The 26,888-nt window shown below is 42.7% G+C and carries 20 protein-coding genes and 1 pseudogene; 14 read left to right on the top strand and 7 right to left on the bottom strand.

What is annotated here, in order from left to right; genetic code table 11:
- Window positions 1-33 precede the first annotated feature (33 nt).
- The 5 genes and pseudogenes from QZ076_RS03530 to QZ076_RS03510 form a co-directional block, all read right to left on the bottom strand.
- Complete coding sequence (locus tag QZ076_RS03530; RefSeq protein WP_293710404.1) at window positions 34-1,002, bottom strand: tetratricopeptide repeat protein; 969 nt, start codon at window positions 1,000-1,002, stop codon at window positions 34-36.
- A gap of 211 nt (window positions 1,003-1,213) precedes the next feature.
- Window positions 1,214-2,725, bottom strand: coding sequence for an NAD(P)H-hydrate dehydratase (locus QZ076_RS03525; protein ID WP_293710402.1), 1,512 nt, complete (start codon window positions 2,723-2,725; stop codon window positions 1,214-1,216).
- Between the two features lie 101 nt (window positions 2,726-2,826).
- Window positions 2,827-4,149: a HAMP domain-containing sensor histidine kinase gene (locus QZ076_RS03520; protein ID WP_293710400.1), complete on the bottom strand. Its 1,323-nt coding sequence runs from the start codon at window positions 4,147-4,149 to the stop codon at window positions 2,827-2,829.
- The gene (locus tag QZ076_RS03515) at window positions 4,146-5,513 is read right to left on the bottom strand and encodes a sigma-54 dependent transcriptional regulator (RefSeq protein WP_293710398.1); all 1,368 of its coding nucleotides are present in this window, start codon (window positions 5,511-5,513) and stop codon (window positions 4,146-4,148) included. The genes QZ076_RS03520 and QZ076_RS03515 overlap by 4 nt, the downstream gene beginning before the upstream one ends.
- Window positions 5,514-5,569: 56 nt before the next feature.
- Window positions 5,570-5,878, bottom strand: a pseudogene (locus QZ076_RS03510) (DUF1016 N-terminal domain-containing protein); the annotation flags it as partial.
- A gap of 390 nt (window positions 5,879-6,268) precedes the next feature.
- Here QZ076_RS03510 and QZ076_RS03505 point away from each other — a divergent pair.
- From QZ076_RS03505 to QZ076_RS03440, 14 genes are all read left to right on the top strand, one after another.
- Complete coding sequence (locus QZ076_RS03505; protein ID WP_293710396.1) at window positions 6,269-8,281, top strand: AAA family ATPase; 2,013 nt, start codon at window positions 6,269-6,271, stop codon at window positions 8,279-8,281.
- A 14-nt stretch (window positions 8,282-8,295) separates the two neighbouring features.
- Complete coding sequence (locus tag QZ076_RS03500) at window positions 8,296-10,824, top strand: hypothetical protein (protein ID WP_293710395.1); 2,529 nt, start codon at window positions 8,296-8,298, stop codon at window positions 10,822-10,824.
- Window positions 10,825-11,459: 635 nt separating this feature from the next.
- Window positions 11,460-13,868 (top strand): ABC transporter permease, encoded by a 2,409-nt coding sequence (locus QZ076_RS03495; RefSeq protein WP_293710394.1) that lies wholly within the window; start codon window positions 11,460-11,462, stop codon window positions 13,866-13,868.
- 31 nt (window positions 13,869-13,899) lie between these two features.
- Window positions 13,900-14,574 carry an ABC transporter ATP-binding protein gene (locus QZ076_RS03490; protein ID WP_293710393.1) on the top strand — a complete coding sequence of 225 codons (675 nt, stop codon included), beginning with the start codon at window positions 13,900-13,902 and terminating at the stop codon, window positions 14,572-14,574.
- A 174-nt stretch (window positions 14,575-14,748) separates the two neighbouring features.
- Window positions 14,749-15,285 (top strand): hypoxanthine phosphoribosyltransferase, encoded by a 537-nt coding sequence (gene hpt / locus QZ076_RS03485; RefSeq protein ID WP_293710391.1) that lies wholly within the window; start codon window positions 14,749-14,751, stop codon window positions 15,283-15,285.
- A gap of 35 nt (window positions 15,286-15,320) precedes the next feature.
- Window positions 15,321-15,890, top strand: a complete 570-nt coding sequence (locus QZ076_RS03480; RefSeq protein ID WP_293710389.1) for an adenylate kinase — start codon at window positions 15,321-15,323, stop codon at window positions 15,888-15,890.
- An 89-nt stretch (window positions 15,891-15,979) separates the two neighbouring features.
- Window positions 15,980-17,137, top strand: coding sequence for a GTPase ObgE (gene obgE, locus QZ076_RS03475; protein WP_293710387.1), 1,158 nt, complete (start codon window positions 15,980-15,982; stop codon window positions 17,135-17,137).
- Entirely contained in the window at window positions 17,082-17,933 is an 852-nt protein-coding gene (pgeF, locus tag QZ076_RS03470) for a peptidoglycan editing factor PgeF (RefSeq protein WP_293710385.1), read from the top strand. Before obgE ends, pgeF begins: the two co-directional genes overlap by 56 nt.
- Window positions 17,934-17,941: 8 nt before the next feature.
- Window positions 17,942-18,631, top strand: a complete 690-nt coding sequence (locus tag QZ076_RS03465) for a phenylalanine--tRNA ligase beta subunit-related protein (protein WP_293710383.1) — start codon at window positions 17,942-17,944, stop codon at window positions 18,629-18,631.
- A 127-nt stretch (window positions 18,632-18,758) separates the two neighbouring features.
- A complete protein-coding gene (locus QZ076_RS03460) occupies window positions 18,759-18,959 on the top strand; it encodes a winged helix-turn-helix domain-containing protein (protein ID WP_028726278.1) in 201 nt (66 codons plus the stop codon).
- 148 nt (window positions 18,960-19,107) lie between these two features.
- On the top strand, window positions 19,108-19,401 hold the full coding sequence (locus tag QZ076_RS03455) for a hypothetical protein (RefSeq protein WP_075556487.1): 294 nt from the start codon (window positions 19,108-19,110) through the stop codon (window positions 19,399-19,401).
- Window positions 19,402-19,406: 5 nt separating this feature from the next.
- On the top strand, window positions 19,407-19,703 hold the full coding sequence (locus tag QZ076_RS03450; RefSeq protein WP_075556488.1) for a cell division protein ZapA: 297 nt from the start codon (window positions 19,407-19,409) through the stop codon (window positions 19,701-19,703).
- A gap of 106 nt (window positions 19,704-19,809) precedes the next feature.
- Window positions 19,810-21,348, top strand: coding sequence for a ribonuclease Y (gene rny, locus QZ076_RS03445; RefSeq protein ID WP_129735269.1), 1,539 nt, complete (start codon window positions 19,810-19,812; stop codon window positions 21,346-21,348).
- A gap of 168 nt (window positions 21,349-21,516) precedes the next feature.
- Entirely contained in the window at window positions 21,517-23,169 is a 1,653-nt protein-coding gene (locus QZ076_RS03440; protein ID WP_293710379.1) for a response regulator, read from the top strand.
- 7 nt (window positions 23,170-23,176) lie between these two features.
- Here the strand turns inward: QZ076_RS03440 and QZ076_RS03435 are convergent, their stop codons facing one another.
- Window positions 23,177-25,015: an alkaline phosphatase family protein gene (locus tag QZ076_RS03435; protein WP_293710377.1), complete on the bottom strand. Its 1,839-nt coding sequence runs from the start codon at window positions 25,013-25,015 to the stop codon at window positions 23,177-23,179.
- Between the two features lie 60 nt (window positions 25,016-25,075).
- On the bottom strand, window positions 25,076-26,689 hold the full coding sequence (locus tag QZ076_RS03430) for an ATP-binding cassette domain-containing protein (protein WP_293710375.1): 1,614 nt from the start codon (window positions 26,687-26,689) through the stop codon (window positions 25,076-25,078).
- Window positions 26,690-26,888 lie beyond the last annotated feature (199 nt).

Raw genomic sequence — 26,888 nt, 5'->3', positions numbered from 1 at the left:
ACTGTATTTCAATTATTTCAAAGAACTATTTATTCACTTTAACGGGACAGTAATGTTCCAGTATTTCAGATAGTTTTTAAAATCAAGTTTTTGTTTTTCTATTTGAGCAAGAAAATACAAGCTTCCTGCTTGTGTATATGTTATAGGACTTTGCAAACTATAATTTAAATAATATTGTGCGGAGTCATATTGAGCTGTATTGAAATAGTATTCACCTAAGTTAAGATATAAGGGATGAACTAACTTAGGGTTACCGCATGATTGAATAGCTGCTTGAATATAATTGTATGCTTTTTGATATTCCCCTTTTTTGAGATATAAGCTACCCAAATCATTTTGAAGAGAGAAAATACTTTGAGGTGTGGCCATTTTTATTGCTTGTTCATAATAATAAATAGCACTGTCTGGTTGATGGGTTTCTGTGAATACACGTGCGATATTGCGTAGAACAAAAGACATATTTGTTGAATCATTTGTATTCTCGAAAAGAGGTAATGTCTTTTTGTAAAGAGGTAAGGCCATTTCATAAATATCCTGATAACTATAAAGAGTTCCGAGATTACTATTAATCTTTATCAACAGTTCGGGTAAATTGAGACTCTCTCCTAAAGCAAGTGCCTTTAAATAATATTGTTGTGCCTGTAAAGCATCCTGCATATCTGAATACACACGTCCTGCGTAGTAGTAGGATAAGGCCAATGGCAATAAATCATTATGCTTCTCATAATAATTCGTGGCTATCATAATCAATGAATCCGAATCATGTATATAGTAATTCTTATCCAGTGCCTGAGTTAGTAGCAGGCAATAGGCAGCATATTCTTTTTCAGAGAGTTTTTCGGGAGAGGTTATATTGTCGAGTATGGCTAATGAACTGTCGGAAGCTGTTTCCATTAACGATCTGGCCTTATCGAGCTCAGTTGAAACAGAAGTTCTGTTGGAACATGAAACTAAGCATAATAAGCTAATTACAAATGATATTTGTAAAATAATATTTCTCATATCTCCTTCTCTTATAGAGGTCGAATATACAGCTTTTTTTGAAACAGAAGCTTAGTGGAATTTGTAATAATTTGCTAAAAATGTGACAAGAGGAATGAAGCGATTGATTTTTATAGCTAGAGTATTGGCAGCATAACTTATATAGCCAGCCTGTTTCTGTTCAGTAGAAACAGGCTGGCTATATAAGTTATTCACTAATTCAGAGATTAATTTATTTGATCTGTTTGAAAGCTTTACCCAGCATATCCGTAATATCCCCAGCTATCATGCTTTCTTCTGAGCGGTAAACTGAGGCCAGGTCGCCGGCTGTGCCATGAAGGAATACACCGGCAACGGCAGCTGTTTCGGGTTCGGCTCCCTGAGCCAGTAAGCCGAGGATTATACCGGTCAGCACATCACCACTACCGGCTGTAGCCATACCCGGGTTGCCGCAGCTGTTGAAGTATACGTTTCCGGTGGCCGTACAAATAGCGGTGTAGGTACCTTTGAGGATAACACAGAGCTTATGCTCGGTGGCGAAAGCCTGTGCCTTCTTCAGCCGTTCGTACATCGTATTACTTTCTCCTGCGATACGGTCGAACTCTTTGGGATGCGGAGTCAGGATGCTTCTCGGCGGAATACGGTTCAACAGGTCTTTATTGGAAGCAAGCAGGTTAAGAGCATCTGCATCGAGGACGACAGGTTTCTCGGTTGTTTGGAGCAAACGTTCCAGTGCCGCTGCTGATTCCAGGTGTTGTCCCAGGCCGGGGCCGACACCAATTGCCGAATAAGGAGCTATTTCCGGTACTGTTGTGAAGTAGTCCTGATGAGGATCGAAGCTGAGCATTGCTTCCGGGAAAGCGGCCTGCATAATCACTTCCCCACGTTGCGGGATATGTACAGTCAGTAATCCGGTACCGCTTCTCAGGCAGGAGCGGGCGGCCAGTAAAGCAGCTCCCATCTTGCCTTTACTTCCGGCGATGAGTAATGCATGACCGTAGGTTCCTTTATGGGAGAACTTTTCACGAGGTTGCAATACTTCGGATATATCCTCTTCGGTAACCATCATATAAGGAGTTGGTGTGTTGTCGACAATATCAGGATGAATACCGATATCCAATACTTTCCATTCGCCGACATATTGCGCATTCTCAGGGAAGAAGAACGCCAGCTTCGGGAAACCGAACGTAAGTGTCAGGCTGGCTTTTATAATCGAGTCGGGATCATTCGTCTGGTTGTTTTCACCGAACAATCCGGAAGGAATGTCGATCGATACGACAGTAGCGTCCGATTGGTTGATGTATTTCACCATCGCAGCAAATCCCCCGGTGATCGGACGATTGAGACCGGAACCGAATAAACCGTCTATCACGACGTCGCGATCAGTCAATACTGGCGGAACAAAGTCGGCAATCACTTCCGTGAATTCTACCTTTTCCAGTCCGAGAATCCGCTGCTTATTCATTTCGCAATCGAAAGAAAGATGTTCGGTCGGGTTGAACAAGTAAGTCTCTACCTTATAACACTCGTCTTTCAGCAGGCGCGCGATGGCAAGTGCGTCTGCTCCGTTGTTGCCTTGTCCGGCAAAGACGATGATACGCGTTTGCTTGGAGTAACGGCGGCAAAATTCGTGTACAAATACGGTTGAGGCGCGTTCAACGAGATCGATGGAACTGATCGGTTCGTTTTGAATGGTGTATTGATCGAGTTCCTTTACTTTGTCTGTTGGAAATATCTTTATCATAATTGTCGGATATCTAATATTGATTCTGCTTACAAATGTATAACAAACTTTGCTATGTTGTAGCTACTTATTTCAAAAAGGGCGGAAGGCTTTTGCTGCGATCAGGGAAAAGTAAGTAAAAAACGGCTTCCCTGTCCGGCTTCGGAGATAACGGTAAGGCTGCCTTTGTGCATGTGCATGATCTGCCGGGAGATGCTGAGCCCGATACCGGAACCGGCTGGCTTGGTGGTGAAGAACGGGATGAATATACGCTCCTGCACATCTGCCGGAATGCCTGTTCCGTTGTCACTGACTTGTATATACGTTTTTCCTTCCGGGTTGATTCCGGCGGATAGTTCTATCCGCGGTACTTTGCAATCCCGGGTGGCGTCGAGGGCATTCCTGATCAGGTTGATCAGTATTTGCTCGATCATCGCTTTGTCGGCAATGATCTGTAAGTGAGCGGTTACTGGAAGGATATTTATTATATCCGACTGCTCCTTGAATAATATGCCGGCACTGTTCAGTAGACTGTTTACAGAGGTGATTTCCAGAGTAGGCGTAGGAATACCTGTCACTTTCCTGTAATTCTCCACGAAGCGAACCAGTCCGCTACTGCGCCGGAAGATCGTATCGACAGCCTGGTTTATCTCTTCCCGCTCTTCTTCGCTGTTATCTCCGGAAGCCTGTTTACTCTTCAACAGTTCGGCGAGGGAGACGATAGGCGTCATCGAATTCATGATCTCGTGCGTAAGAACGCGGATCAACTTCTGCCAGGCTTCCGTCTCCTTATTCTCCAATACCGAACGGATATTCTTCATGCTTACGACGGTCAACGTCTTACCCTGTACGACGAACGACATGGCTGACAGGATCAATTGCGAATATTCCTCTTTCCGGCGCACTTGCAGGATGGAGAGTTCACCCGGATGCAGAATACGCAGACGGGTGGGAAGTTCCGGGTGATAGACAGCCAGATCGTCTACCGTCTCGGCAAAGTTCAGCCCTGTTTGTATCCTGGCTGCCTGGTTCATCCATTCTATCCGACCTGTTTCGGCGGAGTAGACCAATACCGAAAGGTCTATATGATTGGCTAAAGCCTGGAAATATTGCAGTTGGCTTTCTTTCTGTTGAAGGTCTTTTTTGTAGTGTTGCAAGGCATCCGCCAGTGCATCGGACAATTCCTGCGGTAAGGCATCCGGCGTATTGGAAGCAGTGACGCCGGAAGACAGGAAGTCGGAATAACGGATCGACCAGACAAACTGCTGGAACAGCCGTTCGCTCTTCCCTGTCAGATGGAAAAGAGAATACGCTTCGATCAGTAATACCATTCCGACAACCAGCGCGGATATATAAAACTTTCCGGCCACCAGAAAGGCGAACACCAGACAGGTAATCAGCAACAGAAGGATCAGGGCAGCCGCCTTTTTCGAGGATTGTCTCATAGTCCGTATTTCTCCAGTCGTCTATATAAAGATGTACGCGTGATACCTAATAAGTCGGCTGCCTGTGTCAGGTTGCCCGAGCAATGGCGCAGTACTTCCTGTATCGTATTCTTTTCGAGTTCTTCGAGATTGAACTTCTCTTCTTTCCCGCGGGAGACGGAAACCGGAATGCGGAGCATGAAATCGTCGTATTGCAACCGTTTCCGGTCGGACAATATGACAGCCCGCTCAATGACATGTTGCAGTTCGCGTACGTTGCCCGGCCAGTGATACTGTTTCAGCAGTTGGCGTGCTTCCTGTGAGAAGCCTTCTATTTCCTTTTTATATTTATGGCTGTAACGTTTCAGGAAATGGTTGGCCAGCAGGGACACATCGTTTCCCCGGTCGCGTAACGGCGGGATGGCTATCTCGATCGTATTGATACGATAAAGCAGGTCTTGCCGGAAGCTACCGTCCTCTACGGCAGCGTGCAGATCGGTGTTTGTCGCAGAGATCAGCCGAACATCTATCGGAGTTTCCCGGGTCGAACCGAGGCGGTTTATCTTCTGTTGTTCGATTACGGTAAGCAGTTTCGATTGAAGCATCAGCGGCAGGTTACCTATCTCGTTGAGGAAAAGCGTGCCGCCGGAAGCGATTTCAAAACGTCCGGACTTGCTTTTTCCCGCGTCGGTAAAGGCCCCTTTCTCGTAACCGAACAATTCGCTTTCAAAGAGATTGTGCGGGATGCTTCCCAGGTCGATCGGGACGAAAGGTTCCTGGTTGCGGGGCGATTGCTTATGAAGCGTATAGGCAATCAGGTCTTTCCCCGTTCCGTTCTCACCCAGCAATAGGATGTTGGCGTCCGCATTCTTTAGTTTCTCCAGTGTTTTGAATACCGTTTGCATGGCTGGTGAGTCGCCGATCACCTCTATTTCCGGTTCCGTGGTGGTGAGCACCGACTTTTGTTCCTTCAGGGTCTGCACTTCCGTCCGCCGCCGGCTGAGTTCAAGCGCCGACGAGATAGTTGCCAGCATCTTTTCATTCTGCCAGGGTTTGGGAATAAAGTCGGTCGCCCCCGCTTTGATAGCCCTGACAGCCTTTTCCGTATCCGAATAAGCCGTGATCAGTATGACGACCGTTTCGGGCGATATCTCCCGGATGCGTTCCAGCCAGTAGAAACCTTCTTTCCCACTGACGGCATCTGCCGTGAAATTCATATCGAGCAGGATCACATCATACTTCGTCCTCGACACCAGCCGGTTGATCTCTTTCGGGTCGGCACAGGTCGTAATGCTTTCCACCTGCGGGCGGAGTAGCATCTTCAGTGTGAAGAGGATATCTTCGTTGTCGTCTATTACTAGTATTTTCCCTTGTCGTATGGCCATGCGTATCGTTTATATCATTTCTCGCTATCTACTGTCAGCGATTTGTTTGTTTTTTCCAAATTGACCGCCACGGCGGTCGATTTACTAATTACATCATGCCATTCTTCGTAAAAGTTTCGCATTTTCTTTATGCTTGTTGCTGAAAAACCACGAAGTCCGGGCAACTCTTTTTGTAGTTGTTCGCTGATAGTATCAATCGCTCCGGTTCCCCAAAAGCCCTTGCGGGAATTAGCCGATACATATTGACCTATACCATAGTAAAGTGATAACTGTTCTGCATTAACAGCTTTGACAGCCCGCAACTGGCTTTGAAGAATAGCTTTTTTAATGGTGCAGACTACATTATGAAGATTTTCCGATAACATCTCTTTGGGTTTCATTACAACACAAACTTACATAAAAACGCTGAGTAGACGAATAAAAATGGAAGAATAAAAGAGCAATAATATTATATGTATGAGGCTTTTCATCCGAATTTTATTATTTTTGCAATTGGATTGAGGAATCTCTTTCCGAAACATATTAGAAAAGAAAGAAGCGTTATGCTCGTCAAGTATTTGGAAACGTAGGAAATTTTCAAATTGCATACTAAGATGGCATAGTGGTTCTCACGCTATAGCGTGGGCTGCTATTACTACATCTGTATGCAAGGTTTCCTACGACCTCCAAATAAAGACGTGGAATGCAGTTCCACGCTTATTTCATTAATCTATGATTGTCAAATACCAATGGTCTAATAATAAAATACTAAGGAGATGATATTAACTATACAACAGGAACAAGCAATGGAAATGATTAAAAAGTTCATTGCAGATAAAGATAGCCAAGTATTTATTTTAAAAGGATATGCAGGTACAGGTAAAACCACATTGATTCATTGTATTGCAGAGTATCTATCTTCTCAATTTTTACATATACAATTAATGGCTCCCACTGGCCGTGCTGCAAAAGTATTACGTTCTAAATTACAAAATTATGATGTTTCTACTATTCATAAAGGCATCTATAAGTTTTCTCATCTTTTAATAGAAGAATCTGAAGGAACGCTTAAATATGTATTTCCACTTAAGGATAACCATGAGAGGTGTATTTGTATTATTGACGAAGCTTCTATGATTAGTTCGCACAAATCAAATAATGAACTTTTCCAATTCGGTACAGGAATATTAATAAATGATTTACTTAGTTATGCAAGACTAAATTTCGGTGGTAAGATGATCTTTGTTGGTGACCCTATGCAGTTACCTCCGGTGGGTGATAATTGTTCTATGGCATTAGATGAAACCTATTTCAATGAATTAAGAATGAAAGTTTATTCTTATGAATTAACAGACGTTGTCCGTCAAGATAAAGATAGCTGTATTTTGGCTAATGCTACAATGATTCGTGAATTGATCAGGAAAAAAGAACGAAATCATCTTGTGTTCGATAAAAAAGAAAGTGAAGTAATGGATATTGGAGCAATGGAAGTTGCTAAGAGATATTGTGAAGATTCAGAAGGATTGTCTGCTATAGTTTGTTACTCAAATCAGCAAGCGACTGATTATAATGCTGCTATTCGTGCTATTCTATTTCCGCGAGCAAATCATGTAACGGCAGGAGATAAATTGATGGTAGTGTGTAATAGTTATTATAGTGAATGTGAATTGTTGAATGGTGATATAATAACTGTTGTAGAAGCATCAGATAATATTATCTCTCAATCCGCACCTGTTTGGACTGAAAGAAATGGAAAGAAACTAAGAGAAATCATTACCCTTGATTTCAGAGAAATAAGTTTTCAAGCAGAAGATGGCAATATTTACAAACGCATTATTATTGATACATTACTCCAAAATAAGTTGCCTTCACTGACAATTGATGAAATGAAGGCTCTTTATATCAATATGGTGATGCGTATGCGAACAGAAAAGGGATTAACTAATCCTAAATCTGAAGAATTTGCTAAAGCAATGGGGAAAGATCCCTTCTACAATGCTCTTCAAGTAAAGTATGGTTATGCTTTTACATGTCATAAATCACAAGGTGGTGAATGGAATACAGTTTATGTGGACTTCACAAAACGTACAGGTCTTGATGCAGATAGCCTCCGTTGGAAATACACAGCGGTAACCCGTGCTTCAAAGAAGTTATGGTGTATCAATCTTCCTGATGTGACACCTATAGCGACCCTTAGGATAACCCCTATCAATAAAACAGCAAAAGTAGCTACTAATGCTTTGGCTTTTGACAATATAGAAGATACACCTTTTCATTCTTCATCTATATTATCTTCGGTAAAATGTAAATATTGGTCTGTTGTAAAGAATATGGATGGGACACTGTATTCGATAAAGAATGTTATATGTAAACCTTGGAGAGATATTTATGAAGTAAATACTCCAATCGGTGTAGTAAGAGTTGATGCGATATATAATGGCGCAGGTCTATTTACAAAATATGATACAGATGCTAATGATACAGAATTACTGTACTTCTTCCAAAATAATGAAAATACCAAGTATAAAATAGACTATCATCCATCTTTGGAATCATTGAAAATGTTACATAGTCGTATGGTTTCTTTATGTGATGAATGTGGTATCATATTAACAAATGTAGTGGAAGAACATTTCCAACTCGTATATTATATGAAAGCATCCGGTAATTATGCTGCCATAACTTTCTTTTTTAATGGAAAAGGGAGTATTAATTATGCTTCTCCACTTTCAGATATTGGAGAAGCTGATATGAAATTGTCACAACTCATAGAAAAACTAACAAAATAGAAGAAATAATAACAATGTCTGTAAAAGAAGTAACTTCATTGCGTAAAAATGGTAATCTAAAAGAAGCATACAAGATGGCCATTGATGATCTGAAAGAAGATAGAAACAACTCATGGGCACAAATGTCTCTCTTTTGGGTTCTTCGTGACATGTGTCAGCAACTATTTAGTAAAAATGTTATAGACGAAGCTAAGATTTGTTTGAAAGAGATGTCTTCATTACTTCCTACAATGGTGGATGATAGTGGCGCAGGAGAGAGAGCTTATACTAATTTGTATAAACAACTGCAACCTAACGCAGGTATTATATTAAAAGCATCCGAACTATCAAAGGATGATCCTTCAAATGCTTATGTTCAAGTAAGGAATTATATTGACTCTCCAAATGATGTAGATTCAGCTTTGCATGAAGATTTAGGTTGGATAATTTATCGTTATATCAAGGCCAAAATTTCAGATTTGTCATCATTGGAAGTAAGAACATTACTGAAAGATTATATGTTTCTTAATAACGAACGCCCTTCGACGCTTCATTCTCAAATGTTGAATTTTGCTTTAAGTTTCTCAAAGGAACATCCTGATTTTAGTTTCTACCGTTTCTTCATGCTTTGGGAACCGGGTAATTTGCGTTATGAGGATTTTGATAAAGGATATTACAATAGCAGCGAAATTCCATCACTTATCTCTCGTATATGTCGTCAGATTGTAAATAGTGGAGAGGATATTGATGTCGAGAATTTGTGTGAAAAAATAAATCTCTCAAGAACAAAAACACTTGATCTATTACGAGAACCACAGTTTTGGGGAATTATGAATCTTCATAAAGAAGGTAAAATACGTGAGATGTTTGACGCTTTTGCTGTTTACAATAAAAAAAACGCAGCTTATGGTGCTTCTCATTGGCATTCTGAGGTGTTAAAAATAGCAGAACGTTATATGGATGGCCAAGAAGCATGGAGATTTATTTACTTTTTTAGAGATTGGAGATATGAAAATCTCATGGATGCCGACTGGAAAGAAGAAACAGATAATAACGGTAACACCTATAAACCTTTGGCTGTGAAAGCCGCAAAGAAGTGTTATGAATGTCTCAAAGAATTACGCCCCAAAGATGCTGAACTAGTATCTTGGATAGATTCATTATATAATGTTCTCATTAAGTATGCAAAAAAAGATGAATGGATATCAAGACAGCGTGCAATAATATATACATGGCAGCAGCAATATGGTCTTGCTATCAATGTATACAAATCCTTATTACTTGAAATGAGTGAAAAATACTATATATGGAGTGAATTGGCAGATTGTATACAGGATAGTAATGAATTAAAGATAGCTTTGCTTTCTAAAGCTTTACTTATTGAACGAAATGAAGACTTCCTCGGTTCTATTCACTTGACTTTAGCCGACTTGCTTATTAAAGAGGGGTTAGAGTCTGAAGCTTTATGCGAACTAAGTACGTATAAGAAGTTTTGCAATAATGTTTCCAGAAAATACCAAGAATTAATTGAACGAATTGATATGTCAATTACTCCGTCTAACAATAATAAATTATTGTATGATAAATATGCTACTATTGCTGAAGAATATGCCTTTTCGGAAATTGAAGCAAAAGAAGTTACGTTAGTGGATAGATGGGAAAAAGACGGAAAAACTTATTGTACTTTTACAAATGGTGTAGACGTTACATTTCAAGTAAATGCAAAGCGATTTCCATCTTTGATGAAAGCAATGTTTGGTTCTGCATTCAATGTAAAATGCCATATAGAGAAAGAGGAAAAGCAATTTCAGTCGCCTCTTTATTCTTGGAATAAGGCAAGAATAACAGAAGCTAAATATATACCTCTTTGTTTGCATAGGATTGAAACAAAGCTATGGATTGGACTTCCCAAGAAGTTTGGATATGTAGAATATTTGAATGAGGAGAAGAAAATTTTACATGTTGTAACACAAGATTCCGAGCAAGTATTTCAAGCATTCAAAGAGAAATGGGATTCTGTTTCAAAAGGAGATTTTGTCAGTTTCAGAGAATATGCGATTATAAAAAAGGATAAAAAGAAAGTTGTTATTGTTAATATAGTGAAAGAAAATAAGGAAACAGTTTTACCCAATTTCAGTTCGGCCATTGTGGTTGTTGATGACATTAACAAGCAAAAGAACTTATTCCATTACACTTTCGGTCAAGGAAAAATGGGCAGTGTCGTATTCTTTAATGATACTGTTCTTCGTCCAAAAGTAGGACAATGCTTGAAAATATTCTATTGTGTAACAAAAGATAAGAAAGGAGAAAAGAAACCCATCATACTTCATATGGAAGAAACTACAGAAATGAATCCAAATGCAATAAAAACGATTCAAGGCCGCTTGGAATTGAAGTATAAAAATGGATCTTGGGATGGTTCTCCTGATTTCGCATTTATAGGTGATTATTATGTTCATCGTTCAGTCCTTTGTGAGTATAATATCACCACTGATTGCAATGTTACCGCTGATGTTATATATGCCGGACAAGGTAAATGGAAAGTGATAAAGATACATCAATAAGAACTCTATATTGGTAAAAAACAACAGATATAATATACTTTGTTTTTTGCCAATTCATTTTATACCTTTGTAACTATAAAGAGTTACATTGAAAGCAATTCAAAGCAGAACGCAGTAATAAGCACGGTTGCTAACTCGTTACCTCAAAATCGGGTACTCTCCCCAAAGCCTTTATAATAAGACGATAAGATATTTATTCCACAATTACATAAAATTTCCATATTGCCGACAAACTATCCCATAACAAGTGAACTTTTAATCTTTTTCTCCTTATCAATTAGTTCGCGGATGCCTTATTTTTTTGCTTTTGCCCATGCTAAAAATCAATTTTGAGCTAGCTCAAAATTAAATTCATGCATGCTCAAAATTAATTTCGGGCTTGCTCAAAAGCAAAAAAATAAGGCATCTAAACATTAATATCTAAGCAGAAAAAGATTAGTTTCTCCTTTGTTGGAGATTAGTTGGTAGGCGGAAGCGTGCGGTTAGACTGGCAAACTGTACGATTTCGTACAGTTGATTATGAAATTGTCCTGCTTATGTGTTTGATATTTATTTGGTTATAAAAATGGCATAGATATTGAATACCTATCCGTATCAGTAGGATATATCCATGCTAACAATAAAATAAAAATATTATGTTGAAACACTATTTTAAAGTAGCGATCCGGTTGATCAAACGGAGCTTCCTGTTTTCCTCTATTAATATGTTAGGGTTCGTGCTGGGAATGACAGCCGCTTTCCTTATCTATCTCTGGGTGGTAGATGAACTGACCTTTGAGGATTTCCATACGGACCGTCACTCTATTTACCGGGTGATCGCTGTCGAACGCGAAGCGGGAGGAGAGATAAAAGAGTCGGCCTATACGGTGGCTCCACTGAGTAAAACGCTCAGGGAAGAGTTTCCTCAGGTGGAGGATGCGACCTTTATACTCAACTTCGGTATGCTGAACCTTCATTCGGGGGAGAATCTGATTGAAGCGAAATATACGTATGTAGATACGACTTTCTTCGATATATTCAGCTTCCCTGTCGTTTCCGGCGATCCGTCCCTGCTGAAGAAAGACCCGCAACAGATCGTACTGGCCGAGTCTGCGGCACGGAAGTTGTTCGGGGAGGTTTCTGCCGTCGGCAAGGAAGTAACCTGCCAGTTCCTCGGACAGACGTTTCGTTATAAGGTGGCGGCCGTCCTGAAGGTGCCGCGTAAGAGTCATATTAAGTTTGAAGTCCTGTTGAGCGAGCAGGCCTATTTCGAACCGGCAAGCTGGGATTATGTGGAAGGGACAAATGTATATATCCGGTTGAGAAAGGGAGCGGACTTATCGGCTACCGACCGGCAAGCCATGAGCCGTGCCTGGACGAACCACCGGGAAGACGGAAGGACGCTCGAGTTTCAGCCGCTGGAGGATATTCATCTGCATACGGGCTTTAAAGATCCGTCGGTCGATAACTACGGGAATATGTCGCAAATCCGTTTGTTTATGGCATTAGCCCTGCTGATTATCTTTATGGGAGCTTTCAACTTTACCACCTTGTCTACGGCACGCGCTTCCCTGCGGTATAAAGAGATCGGCGTCCGGAAGGTGACGGGGGCGAAGCGTAAAATGCTGGTCGCACAATTCCTGTCGGAAAGTCTGGTGCAGGCTTTTCTTTCGCTGATACTGGCTTTGGCGCTGACGGAGTTGTTGTTGCCCGCCTTTAATCAGTTTGTAGAAAAAGATATTGCCTTGCAGTTCAACTGGCAAACCTTGTTGTTTATCCTGTTCGGTATTATAGGGGTCGGTAGCCTGGCCGGGGCGTTCCCTGCTTTTTATATGTCGTCGTTCAATCCGCTGCTGGCTTTCAAAGGCGGAAAGGCTACGGGGAAGAAAGGGACGCTGCTTAAAGGGCTTGTCTGCGTGCAGTTTGTCATTGCCATAACGATGCTTTTCTGTACTTCGGTGGTATTCCGTCAACTTCACTACCTGCAACAGGCGGATCTGGGACTGGACAAAGAAGATATGGTGGTGGTCGATTGCGGGGAGTTCGAACTGATGGCTTATTTCGGCAACCAGGGAATAGATGATTACAGGCGGGAAGTGATGAAGAACCCGCATGTGAAAAGTGTGGCCGGAGGAGTGGAAATAGCCAATTATCTCCAGGGACGCAAGACGGAAGAAAGCGTTTTCAGCTGGATGAATGAAAAGGGACAAGTCGACTCCCTGACCGTAGTAGGCGTGGTAGGTGACGGAAGTTTCATGAAGACATTAGGGCTGACACTGCTGAAAGGGGAATCGTTCGGAGCGGATAAGGATGCGTATATGGATGGAACATATAAGAAAGAACTGCCTGTCGTTATCAATGAAACTGCCTGGAAGATGATGCAGGTGAAAGACCCGGTAGGCATGGTTGTACAAAACAAAGGCTGGTTCGGTGAGACGTCGAAGATCGTCGGCGTAGTAAAAGATTTCCATTTCCAGCCGTTGCGCGAGGAGGTGAAACCGGCTTACCTGTATTATTCCCGTCAGTTGCTAAATACGATGTATATAAAGATATCCCCGGAAAATAAGGCGGAGACGCTGAAATTTCTGAAAGATAAATACGAAGAGATGCGCCCGGACAATGTGTTCTCCTACCGCTTCTTCTCTGACAGCTTGAACCGGAACTATGCCCGTGAGCAGCAGCTCAGCCGGATGTTCCTGATCTTTACGGTGCTGGCTATTCTTGTGGCGATGATGGGCGTGTTCGGCCTGGTTGCCCTTTCGACGGCACAGCGTACGAAGGAAATAGGAGTCAGGAAGGTGAACGGTGCTCATTCGGATCGGATCGTGCGGATGTTTTGCCGTGAATATATGATCTGGGTAGGGATCGCATTTGTGATAGCCTGCCCGGTGGGTTACCTTTTCGTGGCGCGCTGGTTGAGTAACTTCGCTTACCAGACCACGATCGGTTGGTGGCTCTTCCCGGTATCAGGCTTGATCATTCTGCTGATTACCTTCCTGACGGTGGTGGCGCAGACCTGGCGGGCCGCTTCCCGTAATCCGGTAAAGTCATTGCGGTATGAATAAAGTAACAAGCATAAAATAAAAATAGAAGATCATGATAAAAGCAGTAAATTTAACAAAGGTGTTTCGTACGGAAAGTGTGGAGACTACGGCTCTGAACGGTGTTAATCTGGAAATCAACAAAGGAGAGTTCCTGGCCATCATGGGGCCTTCGGGCTGTGGTAAGTCTACCTTGCTAAATCTATTGGGATTACTGGATAATCCGACTTCCGGCGAATTATGGTTTCTGGATGAAGAGGTTTCCCGCTATACGGAGAACAACCGCACGGACTTGCGGAATGGTAACCTGGGATTTGTCTTTCAGAGTTTCAACCTGATAGATGAACTGACGGTCTTTGAGAATGTGGAATTACCGCTTTTATATGCTGGAGTCCCGATGAAAGAGCGGGTGAGGCGAGTGAATGCCGCACTAGACCGGATGCAGATCGCCCATCGTACGGAACATTACCCGCAACAACTCTCCGGCGGACAGCAACAACGTGTAGCCATTGCCCGTGCCATCGTTACGAACCCCCAGATCATCCTCGCGGACGAACCGACCGGAAACCTGGACTCGGTGAACGGCAACGAGGTAATGAATCTCCTGCTCGAACTCAACAAAGAAGGATCGACCGTCGTTATGGTAACCCACTCGGAAGAGAACGCCCGGATGGCAAGCCGCCTGATCCGTATGATGGACGGCAATATCCTGACGGAAAGCCGTAAATAATGAATCCGCTCTGAAGCCCGAATGACCCCGGAACCTCAAGCCGGGTTCATTCGGTAAGAACCGATAATCAAGAAGAAAGACCGACTGCTGAATGCGTGAACCCTAAAACGTAAAACAATGTTTGTGCTTCGCTGAAAATATTGTACCTTTGTTCCCTCGAAAAATAAACGGTATATGGATAAGATCCGATTAAAAGACAAAGAATTTGAACTGTTTATCCCTGAGAAGGAGATCAAGGCGGCCATTGCGAAGATGGCCGGACAGATTAAAGCTGATGTAGGAGATACTAACCCGCTGTTTGTCGGTATACTGAACGGGGCGTTCATGTTTACCGCCGAGTTGATGCGTCAGATGGATACTCACTACGAAATCACTTTTGCCCGGTATTCCTCCTATCGTGGGCTCAATACGACCGGAGTTGTTCGTGAGATCATGCCGGTACAGGCCGATGTGAAGGGGCGCACCCTGATCCTGCTGGAAGATATTATCGATACCGGTTATACCATGCAGTTCGTTATGGATAAGCTGAAGAACGACGGGGCGGCCGATGTCAGACTGGCTACCATGCTGTTCAAGCCCGATTCGCTGAAGTGTGATTTGAAACCGGATTATGTCGGTTTGCAGATTCCCAGTGACTTTATCGTCGGCTACGGTCTCGACTATGACGAAATGGGACGTGCCTACCGGGATATATATAAGGTGATTGGTTAAAAGGATATACATTTATATAAATAAGAAACAATATTATGTTGAACGTTGTTATTTTTGGAGCTCCGGGTTCAGGAAAAGGAACACAGAGCGAGTTGATTATTAAAGAATATGGTTTGGATCACATTTCAACAGGTGATGTGCTGCGTGCTGAAATGAAAGGTGAAACCGAACTAGGTAAGATCGCAAAAGATTATATCGAAAAAGGTCAGCTTGTACCGGATGAACTGATTGTAGACATGCTTGCAAAGGTATTAGACAGCAAAGTCGGTTCTAAGGGTGTTATCTTCGATGGTTTCCCACGCACGATCCCGCAGGCAAAAGCATTGAAAGAAATGTTGAACAAACGTGGTACGGATGTATCTGTTATGTTGAACCTGCAGGTAGAAGAAGAAGAACTGATCAACCGTCTGTTGGAACGTGGCAAAGTGTCAGGCCGTTCAGACGACAACCTGGAAACAATCAAATCCAGACTGGATGTTTACCACAACCAGACAGCTCCTTTGGCAGACTATTATGTAGGCGAAGGCAAACATGTTGGTATTCACGGTATGGGTACAGTCGAAGAAATCTTCGGTCGTATTAAAGAAGCGATTAATAATTTGTAAATTAATCAATATGCCAATATGCCAATGGAGAGACCTGTGGATTCCCAATTGGCACATTGGCATATTATCATATTAAATAATTATTCTCTATGGCTGAATCAAACTTTGTAGATTACGTAAAGATCTATTGCCGCTCGGGAAAGGGCGGAAGAGGGTCTTCTCACTTTCGTCGTGAGAAATATATTCCGAAAGGAGGCCCCGACGGAGGCGACGGAGGGCGAGGAGGCCATGTGTATCTTCGCGGTAACCGGAATTACTGGACGCTCCTCCACTTGAAGTTCGAACGTCATATCATGGCAACGAGCGGCGAAGGCGGCAGTGCCAAACGCAGTTTCGGTAAAGACGGCGAAGACCGTGTCATCGAAGTGCCTTGTGGAACCGTTGTGTATGATGCCGAAACCGGCGAATACATCTGCGACGTGACCGAAGACGGACAGGAAGTCATGCTGCTGAAAGGCGGTCGTGGCGGACAAGGCAACTGGCACTTTAAGACATCTACCAATCAGGCTCCCCGTTATGCTCAACCGGGCGAACCGGCTCAGGAACGTAAAGTGATCCTGCAATTGAAGTTGCTTGCCGACGTTGGTCTGGTGGGTTTCCCGAATGCAGGAAAGTCTACTTTACTGTCTGTCGTATCGGCTGCCAAACCGAAGATTGCCAATTATCCGTTTACTACACTCGAACCGAACCTGGGTATCGTGAGCTATCGCGACCATCGTTCGTTTGTAATGGCTGATATCCCCGGTATCATCGAAGGGGCCAGTGAAGGAAAAGGTCTCGGACTTCGTTTCCTTCGTCATATCGAACGAAATTCATTGCTTCTCTTTATGGTGCCTGCCGATGCGGACGATATAAAGAAAGAATATGAAATTCTTCATAACGAACTGGTGAAGTACAACCCCGAACTGCTGACTAAAGGCCGTGTACTGGCTATTACTAAAAGTGATATGCTGGACGACGAACTGATCGAAGCTCTTTCGGAAGATTTACCCGAAGGCGTTCCTCATGTGTTTATCTCTTCTATTACCGGGCAGGGCATTACCGAGCTGAAAGACTTGCTCTGGAAGGAACTGAATAAGGAAACCTTCCACGAAGTCGAACGTATCGTTCATAAGGATATCGATGTCAGTTCGATCCAGTTCGATGACGACGATGACGATTATGTCTTCCCTGTCGAAGAGGATGATCCGGATGAAGAATACGAAGAGTATGAATGGGATGACGACGATGAAGAAACTGAAAAGTAATAAAGTTGAAATGTTGCAATTCTCCGGATTAAGCGGAGAATGCAACATTTCTCATTTTATAACGACCCGCCACGGTGGAGTAAGTCAGGGTAACTATGCCTCGATGAATCCGGGTGAGTATAGCGGTGACGATCCGGAGTCCGTTCGGATGAACCGGCAACTCCTCTCGGATGCAATCGGAATTTCTCCCGAAAAGATTTTTGCCCCCTTCCAGATACACGAAGCGGAAATAGCTTGTATCGATACCCGCTTTCTTTCTCTTACGCCTGACCGGCAGAAAGAGGAACTGAACGGGAAAGATGCCCTTGTAACGGCTGTTCCTGGGATATGTATTGCCGTATCGACGGCTGATTGTGTTCCTGTCCTGGTGTATGCTCCGGATAAGAACGTAGTCGCCGCTATTCATGCCGGATGGCGTGGTACGGTAAAGCAGATTGTCGCAAAGACTGTTGAATATATGACAGCCCGTTACGGTTGCGATCCTTCTCTGATGCTGGCAGGTATTGCTCCTTCTATCTGCAAAGAATCCTTTGAAGTAGGCGATGAGGTGGCAGAAGCTTTCCGGGCAACCGGAGTCGATATGGACTGCATTATGGAACGGAACACCCGGACAGGCAAGGCGCATATCGACCTGTGGGAAGCCAACCGTATGCAACTGCTTCAGTCTGGTCTGCAACCTGAACATATAGAAGTATCCGGCATCTGCACTTATCAGCATCATGACGACTTTTTCTCTGCTCGTCGCCTGGGAATAAAAAGCGGGCGTATCCTGTCCGGAATTATGATTAAAGACTAATAATATATATGATACACGTTTCCATCTCAGAAGAAATAGCAAAGGCATGTCCGGACTTGCATGTGGCAGTTGTGGCATGTGATGTAAAGAATACGGTATACGACGAACAACTGTGGAAGGAAATTACCGAAATGGAAAATACGATCCGTTCATCCGGTAAGTTGGAAGACATAAACAAATTCCCACCCATACTGGCAACCCGGCAGGCGTATAAACGTTTGGGGAAAGATCCGAACCGGTATCGTCCTTCTGCTGAGGCGCTTCGCAGACGTATCTTTCGTGACCTTCCATTATATAAGATAGATACCCTGGTCGATATTATCAATCTGCTATCTATTCAAAGCGGTTATTCTATAGGTGGCTTCGATGCAGCCAAGATAGATGGCAACCTGGTGCTGGGCGTTGGAAAGGAAGGAGAACTCTATCATGGAATAGGCCGTGGCGAGCTGAATATCGCCGGGCTTCCGGTTTATCGTGATAATCTGGGAGGCGTTGGCACACCGACCAGCGACGAGGAACGAACCAAGATCGACATAAACACGGAAAAGCTGTTAATGATTATAAATGGTTATTCCGGGAAGGATGGTTTACAAGAGGCTGTTGCTTATGGTGTGTCTCTTTTAACACGATATGTATCAATTACTAATTTGGAAATGGAACTGATTACGCCCGAAAGTAGAGTGAAAATTATGTTATAAACGCGTTAATTATGTTTAGAAACCTCAAAAGTGGGCGTTTTTATGCTAAAAAACATCTATTTCCTTTTGTGATAACCGATTAATCTATAAATTTGCCCCCGTTAAGAATTAACAAAACGAAAAGAAAATGATCGAATTGATTGGAACAAACGCCGGCCTCGTTTGGACAGTATTGAACGAAGGCGGAAAAATGAGTGTTAAGGCAGTAAAGAAAGCAACTAAGATCAAAGCAGAAAAAGACATGTATGCTGCATTTGGTTGGTTAGCTAAAGAAGGCAAGCTTGCTTTCGAAGAGATTGAAGGTGAATTATTTGTTGCGCTGATCTAATCACGTAACCGATACTAGGTAAAGGAGGGCTGTTCGGATGATATTTGGACGGCCTTTTGTGTGTTCGGACGTTTTCGATTCAAAAAAATGGACTGACTGTTGCTTTATTCAATTCTAAATTTTACTTTTGTATAGAATTTGGTGTGAAATGACCGAAGATCAAAAGAGATTGTTGGCAGTATTCGAGGTAAGAGTTCGCGATTTGATGGAGTTATGTAATAAGCAAAACCATAAGATTGACGAGCTCACGACTACTTTGTTTCAAAAAGAAGCAGAGTTGAAGCTGGCAAAGAATACGATTGAAGAGTTGAATACCAAATGCGATAAATTGCTGACGGCAAGAGTTGTTTCTGTAAATGAAGGAGAAATGAAAAGTGCTCGGATGCGATTATCGAAGTTAGTGCGGGAAGTAGACAAGTGCATTGCACTATTAAATGAATAGAAGCGATGGACGATAAATTTCTTATACATTTAGAAATAGCCGAAAAGAGTTACGGCCTTTGGATCGATCGAAAGGATGAGAAACTTGCGCGGGATGCCGCCAAGCAGATTCGTAATAAGATCAACCAGTATCGGCAAAATTTTGCTCAATCCGATGTGGATGTAAAAGATTTGTTAGCCATGGTAGCTTTTCAGTTGTCTATGAATAATTTGCAATTGGAAGATAAAAACGATACAAGTCCTATTACAGATAAGATACAGGAACTCACGGGTGAGTTGGAACAGTATTTGAAGGATAAGTAATTATATTATAATTGTAAGAAGAGTTTCCGCACTGCTCTGCACGGTTTATCGTGTATTGTAGTGCTTTTTTTGTTTTATATATAAATGAATTTAAACTATAAGTAAAATGACAGTGTATATAATCATATCATCAATTGTAGCTCTCCTGATAGGAGGGTTGTTGACATGGTTGAGCATGCGTTTTCTTCTGAAGTCGAGATACGATTCCGTATTGAGAGAAGCCGAGAAGGAAGCGGAAGTGATCAAGAAAAATAAGTTGCTGGAAGTAAAGGAAAAGTTTCTGCACCTGAAAGCGGATCTGGAAAAACAAGTATCGGCAAGGAATGCCAAGATACAGTCGGTTGAAGGAAAGCTGAAACAACGTGAATTGACACTTAACCAGCGTCAGGAAGATTTGCAGCGTAAAAACTGTGAGGTAGACGCAGTAAAAGAAAACCTGGCGGCTCAGTTAGAACTGGTAGATAAGAAGAAACTTGATCTGGAAAAACTTCACCAGCGGGAAATCGAACAACTGGAAGCTCTTTCCGGACTTTCTGCTGACGAAGCTAAAGAACGATTGATCGAGTCGTTGAAAGATGAAGCCAAATCGGAGGCAACTTCTTTTATCAATGAAATAATGGAAGAAGCCAAGATGACAGCCAATAAGGAAGCGAAAAAGATCGTTATCCAGTCTATCCAGCGTGTCGCTACTGAAACAGCTATTGAAAACTCAATTACTGTATTCCATATTGACTCAGACGAAATCAAAGGACGTATCATCGGTCGTGAAGGTCGTAATATCCGTGCTTTGGAAGCAGCAACAGGTATTGAGATCGTTGTGGACGATACGCCTGAAGCAATCGTTCTTTCCGGATTTGACCCTGTTCGTCGTGAGATAGCCCGTCTGGCATTGCACCAGTTGGTTCAGGACGGACGTATCCATCCGGCCCGTATCGAAGAAGTGGTTACAAAAGTAAAGAAACAGGTGGAAGACGAAGTGGTTGAAACCGGTAAACGTACCGTGATCGACCTGGGTGTACATGGTTTGCATCCTGAATTGATTCGTATGATCGGTAAAATGAAATACCGTTCTTCTTATGGTCAGAACTTGTTGCAGCATGCCCGTGAAACGGCTAATCTTTGTGCAGTGATGGCTTCTGAGCTTGGACTGAACCCGAAAAAGGCAAAACGCGCAGGTTTGTTACACGATATAGGTAAAGTGCCTGATGATGAACCGGAATTGCCACACGCTATTCTGGGTATGAAACTTTGTGAAAAATACAAAGAAAAACCGGATATCTGCAATGCAGTCGGTGCTCACCATGATGAGGTTGAAATGCAGACGCTGCTGGCTCCGATCGTTCAGGTTTGTGATGCTATCTCCGGTGCTCGTCCAGGTGCTCGTCGTGAGATTGTAGAAGCTTATATCAAGCGTTTGAATGATCTTGAACAGTTGGCTCTTTCTTATCCGGGTGTTGTTAAGACCTATGCTATCCAAGCTGGTCGCGAACTCCGCGTAATTGTAGGAGCAGACAAGATTGACGACAAGGATACAGAAAACCTGTCAAATGAAATTGCAAAGAAGATACAGGATGAAATGACTTATCCGGGACAGGTGAAGATCACGGTTATTCGTGAAACTCGTGCGGTAAGTTACGCGAAATAAAAGAACTCTGTAGTTTATTTCCGAACTGAAATAAAAAAAGGATGGTTGGTCTTTTGGGATCGATCATCCTTTTTTATTTTGAAAATATATTTAATGTTATTTTGTATAGCAATTGAATTATAAGTTATATTTGCCGACTAGTCAGGAATAGTTTTTATAAGTTCAGATATGGAAATGATATTTTTTATGCAGTCATATTTTATTATATGTATTTTGGGAGCAGGTTTGCTTTGTGCATTGTTTTATATCTATTATTTGCATAAATCGGTCGGTAAGCCAAAGGACGATTTTGTTGCAGAGCTTCGCAGAAGCCAGAAAGAAGCTGCTATAGCAATGCGCGCGGGTAATATAACGACCTGGAGTTATGATGTCGAGAAACGAACGTTTTCGTCCTTGTATGAAAATCCGGTTATATCCAAAGATACTGCGTATGATGATTTAATGAACCGGATTTTTGAAGAACATCGGTCTTTAGTGGAAGATTCTTTGAATCAATTGATATCCGGAGAAGTAGAAGATATTCATTTTCAGGTGCAGGTTGTGGATAAAGAAGGAGGGATTCGATGGAGTCTTGTGGATGCAATCAGCGAGCAAAAGGATGCGACTGGAAAGACACTGGTTATTATTGGCGCTCAGAAAGATGTAACCAAAGATGTCGTGGAAGAAGAAGAAAGGATAAAGAATCGGCTGGATATGGAAAATGCCATTTTGCAGCGGGAAAAAGCAGAGGAGGCTAATCGTATGAAATCAGCATTTCTTGCTAATATGAGTCATGAAATACGTACGCCATTGAATGCAATCGTTGGTTTTTCCAACTTGTTGATGGAGACGGAGGATAAAGAAGATATTGCAGAATATGCTAAGATTATTCGTACTAATAATGAACTATTACTGAATCTGATCAATGATGTGCTGGACCTGTCACGCATAGAAGTAGGACGTATTGATTTTGTGATGACAGCCGTTGATCTGAAAGATCTGTTGCATGATCTGGCTCAGTCCACGCAACTTAAGGCTCAGGAAGGAGTGACAGTAAGAGCAAAGTTGCCGAAAGAAGACTTTTTTGTTATGATTGACCGGTTAAGAATTTCACAGGTGATCACAAACTATCTGAATAATGCGGTAAAATTTACTATCCACGGAACAATTGAAGTCGGATGCGAAAGGAGAGGAAGAAAGTTATATGTATATGTGAAAGATACGGGTATCGGCCTCTCTTCGGAGAATGCCGCTTCTGTATTTGATAGATTTGTCAAACTGAATGATTTCGTTCAGGGTACAGGGTTAGGTTTAAGTATATCAAAAACAATCATAGAACTTTTAGGAGGCGAGGTCGGTGTAGAGTCCATACCGGGAGAAGGGTCTGTATTTTGGTTTATAATTCCATATAAACAAGCAAGTAAAGAGGCAATATCTGCGGCTATGTATATTCCGGTAGTGAACGGAGAGCATCGCTCTTCAAAAACATATCATATTTTGATTGCCGAAGATCATGATAGTAATATGATGTTGTATACCAGGATATTGACGGGATATTACCTGATACATGCAAAGAACGGAAAAGAAGCAGTCGAACTATTCAAGAAGGAAAAGCCGGACCTGATTCTGATGGATATCAAGATGCCGGAGATGGACGGCTTTGAAGCCACAGAAATGATACGGGAGATGTCGCAAGTTGTTCCGGTGATTGCAGTGAGTGCCTCTGTTTTGCCGGAAGAGTTGCAGATGGCTCTCTCCCGTGGCTTTACAGACTTTATAACCAAGCCCATTAATAAAGAACAGATGAAACAAACTTTGCGAAAATATCTTCCTCTGGAATAGTATCTGTTTATCTGTTCCCTAGGTCATCATACAGTGTTTGTAGAATAACTTTACCGTTATTCAAACGGGTTTCACTATCTTTTGCAGGCTCTTCCGTCAGTGGTTTGTTGCTTTCATTGTCGTAAACTGAAATGCCGGTACTGTCTATAAACCCGAAACCATTAGAGAACGTATAGAAGGAATATTTCGGATATCCCGGGTCAAGTATGTCACGGCTAAATGTAAACTGATCGTGTGGCAGATTTAACTGACTGAGTAATGTAGATACCAGATCTGTCTGATTGGCATAGGTGTCGATAATTGCCGGTTCTTTGACTGCTCCTCCCAACCATATCATCGGGATATGGAAACGGCGTGGCTCATAATCGAGCATAGGTGAAGGATAGCGAAAACCGTGGTCGGATATCAGTACGATCAACGTGTTCTTCCAGACAGGCAATTCCTTTAGTTTGTCGACAAAGCTACCGATACAACTGTCGGTGAAGGCTACCGAATTGAGATAAGGATCTTCCAGATGATGGAAAGGTACTTCAAATGGTTCGTGGCTGCTCAACGTCAGGAAAGTACTGAGCCACGGAGTCTCCCCTCCTCTCTCTTTAATTGATTCGTACAGGTGCGAGAAAGTAATATCGTCGTTAGCTCCCCATTTGCTTAGGCGGCTGCTTAGCGGAAAGTCGCGATCGGCCGTGATCTTGCTGTATCCGGAACCGAAGAAATAACTCTGCATATTGGTGAAGTTGATATCTCCGCCATAAAGCATATCGGCTGTGTATCCCTGTTCACCAAGGCTTTTGGCAATGGATGGGAGTGTCTGGCTTTTAGCCGGATATTTCATGATGGAAGTTGTAGGTTGTGCCAGGTATCCGTTTAGTACGGCAACCAGTCCGCGATCGGTACGGAAAGAGTTGGCATACATATTAGTGAATGTAACCCCTTCTTTACTTAGCCTGTTCAGATTGGGGGTGATACCTGCTTCTCCACCGACAGCTTCAATAGCATTGGCCGTGAAGCTTTCCAAAAGGATGATAAGGATATTGGGACGGTCGGTAGTCAGTAGTTCGATCTTTTCCGCATTGTTTGTCAGGCTATCATTGTGTTGGGTGAGTGTAGTGTAACGTGCCAGTCTTTCTTCTTCGGGAAAGAAATTGAACTGTGCGGCAAAGTCCTGTTGTTTACTCATCGATGCGATCAGGCTGAATGTCGGGTTGATGGCAGCATGGTTCAGGAACTGGTTCTTGCTGAAATAGACCATGCCGACATTTGCCGTAGAAGTAGTTACACCTCCCCGGATAGGGATGAACAGGATGCCGCCTACCAGCAGGATAACGATTGTTCCGCCTAATCGCCTGCGAACCGGGGTAGAGGGAAACAATGGAATGATCAACCGTTTGAATAGCCAGTAGATGACCCATGCGTAGGCTGCGAACATCACCAGTTGCAGGGTGAAAGTCTTTAGCGGCACACTGGCCATCGCATCTTTGGGTGATTGCAGGTAAAAGAATAAAGTAGCATCCAGTCGAAATCCCCAATAGCCGTATAAAGCGACATCGACGGCATAGATTGCTGCAACAAGGATTGCAATAATAAGGAAGTAACCTTTCAATATTTTTTTATAGACAGTGCCCGGCAGCCAGATAGACACCAGTACACAAAGAAGAGGAATGACAGTCAGATATCCGCTGATCGTACAGTCCAGTAATACTCCGTGTAAGATTACCTGTAGGTAATCAGTTAGAGAACAGCTGTTCTCTAAAGCATGGTATAACATGAACAACGGTTTCTGGATAGCAAAAACCGGAAGCCAGAGGGCAAACACTGCCAAAAGGAAGATCAATCGTTTACTCATAATGTCGGATGTGGTCTATTAAGAAACGAAGGGCGACTGAAACAGCCGCCCTTCATCTGATTATTTATATAACTTTTCGCGTAGTTCGGCTACTGTCGGATCGGTGATGTAATCATCGTAATCCATCATCTTGTCGATGATACCGTTAGGAGTCAGTTCAATAATACGGTTTGCCACAGTTTGAATAAATTCGTGGTCATGGCTGGAGAACAATACGTTTCCTCTGAATGACTGCAATGTATTATTGAAAGCCTGGATCGATTCCAGGTCCAGGTGATTGGTCGGTGTATCCAGGATCAGGCAGTTAGCGTCTGTTAACATCATACGGGAAATCATACAGCGCATCTTTTCACCTCCGGATAATACACTCACTTTTTTCAATAGTTCTTCACCCGAGAACAACATACGACCAAGGAACCCTTTCAGGAATACTTCGTTAGTATCACCTGCAAACTGGCTCAACCAGTCGATCAGGTTATAATCCGAGTCGAAATATTTGGCATTATCCAATGGCAGATAGGTTGTTGTGATCGTTTGTCCCCATTGAAAAGTACCGGCATCCGGCTTTTCTTCCCCGTTGATGATCTGGAAAAGAGCCGTCATAGCACGAGGATCGCGGCTGATAAAGACAATCTTATCATCTTTTTCTACATTGAAGTTTAAATCCTTGAACAAAGTTTTACTTTCAATGCTTTTAGTCAGTCCTTTCACTTCGAGAATCTGGTTACCCGGTTCGCGGTTCGGGGTAAAGATAATACCCGGATAACGGCGTGAAGAAGGCTTGATCTCTTCGATATTCAGCTTTTCGATCATCTTCTTACGGCTGGTAGTCTGTTTGGATTTCGCTACGTTGGCACTGAAACGGCGAATAAACTCTTCCAGTTCCTTTTTCTTTTCTTCCGCTTTCTTATTCTGGTTCTGCTGCTGACGAAGTGCCAACTGGCTTGATTCGTACCAGAAGCTATAATTACCAGCAAACATCTGCAACTTGTTGAAGTCGATATCTACGGTGTGTGTACAAACGGAGTCAAGGAAGTGACGGTCGTGGCTCACAACCAGGATCGTATGATCGGAATTGGACAGGTAATTCTCTAACCAACCTACTGTTTCCAAGTCGAGGTCATTGGTCGGCTCATCCAAAAGCAGGTTGTCCGGCTGTCCGAAAAGTGCACGTGCCAGTAATATACGTACCTTTTGCTTACCGCTCAGGTCTTTCATCATGCTGTAATGATACTCTTCGGCAATCCCCAAGCCGCTTAAAAGATTGGCTGCATCACTCTCGGCATTCCATCCTTCCATTTCTGCAAACTTCTCTTCCAGTTCCGAAACACGGATACCGTCGGCATCACTAAAGTCTGGTTTTTCGTAAAGCGCATTCTTTTCGCTCATAACCTCCCATAGCGTGGTGTGTCCCATCAGGACTGTATCCATAACTGTATGTTCGTCGAAAGCAAAGTGGTCCTGGCTTAATACCGAGAGACGTTCTCCCGGACCTAAAGTAACTGTACCACGTGTTGGATCGAGCTGTTTGCTGATCACACGGAGGAAAGTTGATTTTCCGGCACCATTGGCACCGATAATACCGTAGCAGTTGCCCGGCGTAAACTTCATATTTACATCCTGAAAGAGGATACGTTTACCGAACTGTACGTCCAGATTGTTTACCGTTATCATATATTGAATATCTATTAAATTTCAAATGAGTGTGCAAAGATACTAAAACGGGCGTTTTGTACCAACCGGAATCGCTTTAATCGTAGTTACCGTATCAAAATATCATATCTGAAGTTATGATATAGGCATACCGGATAATCCTTTTTTATAAATATTGCTTTTGTGGATGTGGTCTAATGGAAATAAAGTTTTACTTTAG

Origin of the sequence: uncultured Parabacteroides sp. (assembly GCF_905196875.1) — a bacterium.
Classification (GTDB): domain Bacteria; phylum Bacteroidota; class Bacteroidia; order Bacteroidales; family Tannerellaceae; genus Parabacteroides.
This window is presented reverse-complemented; position numbering and strand designations above follow the sequence as displayed.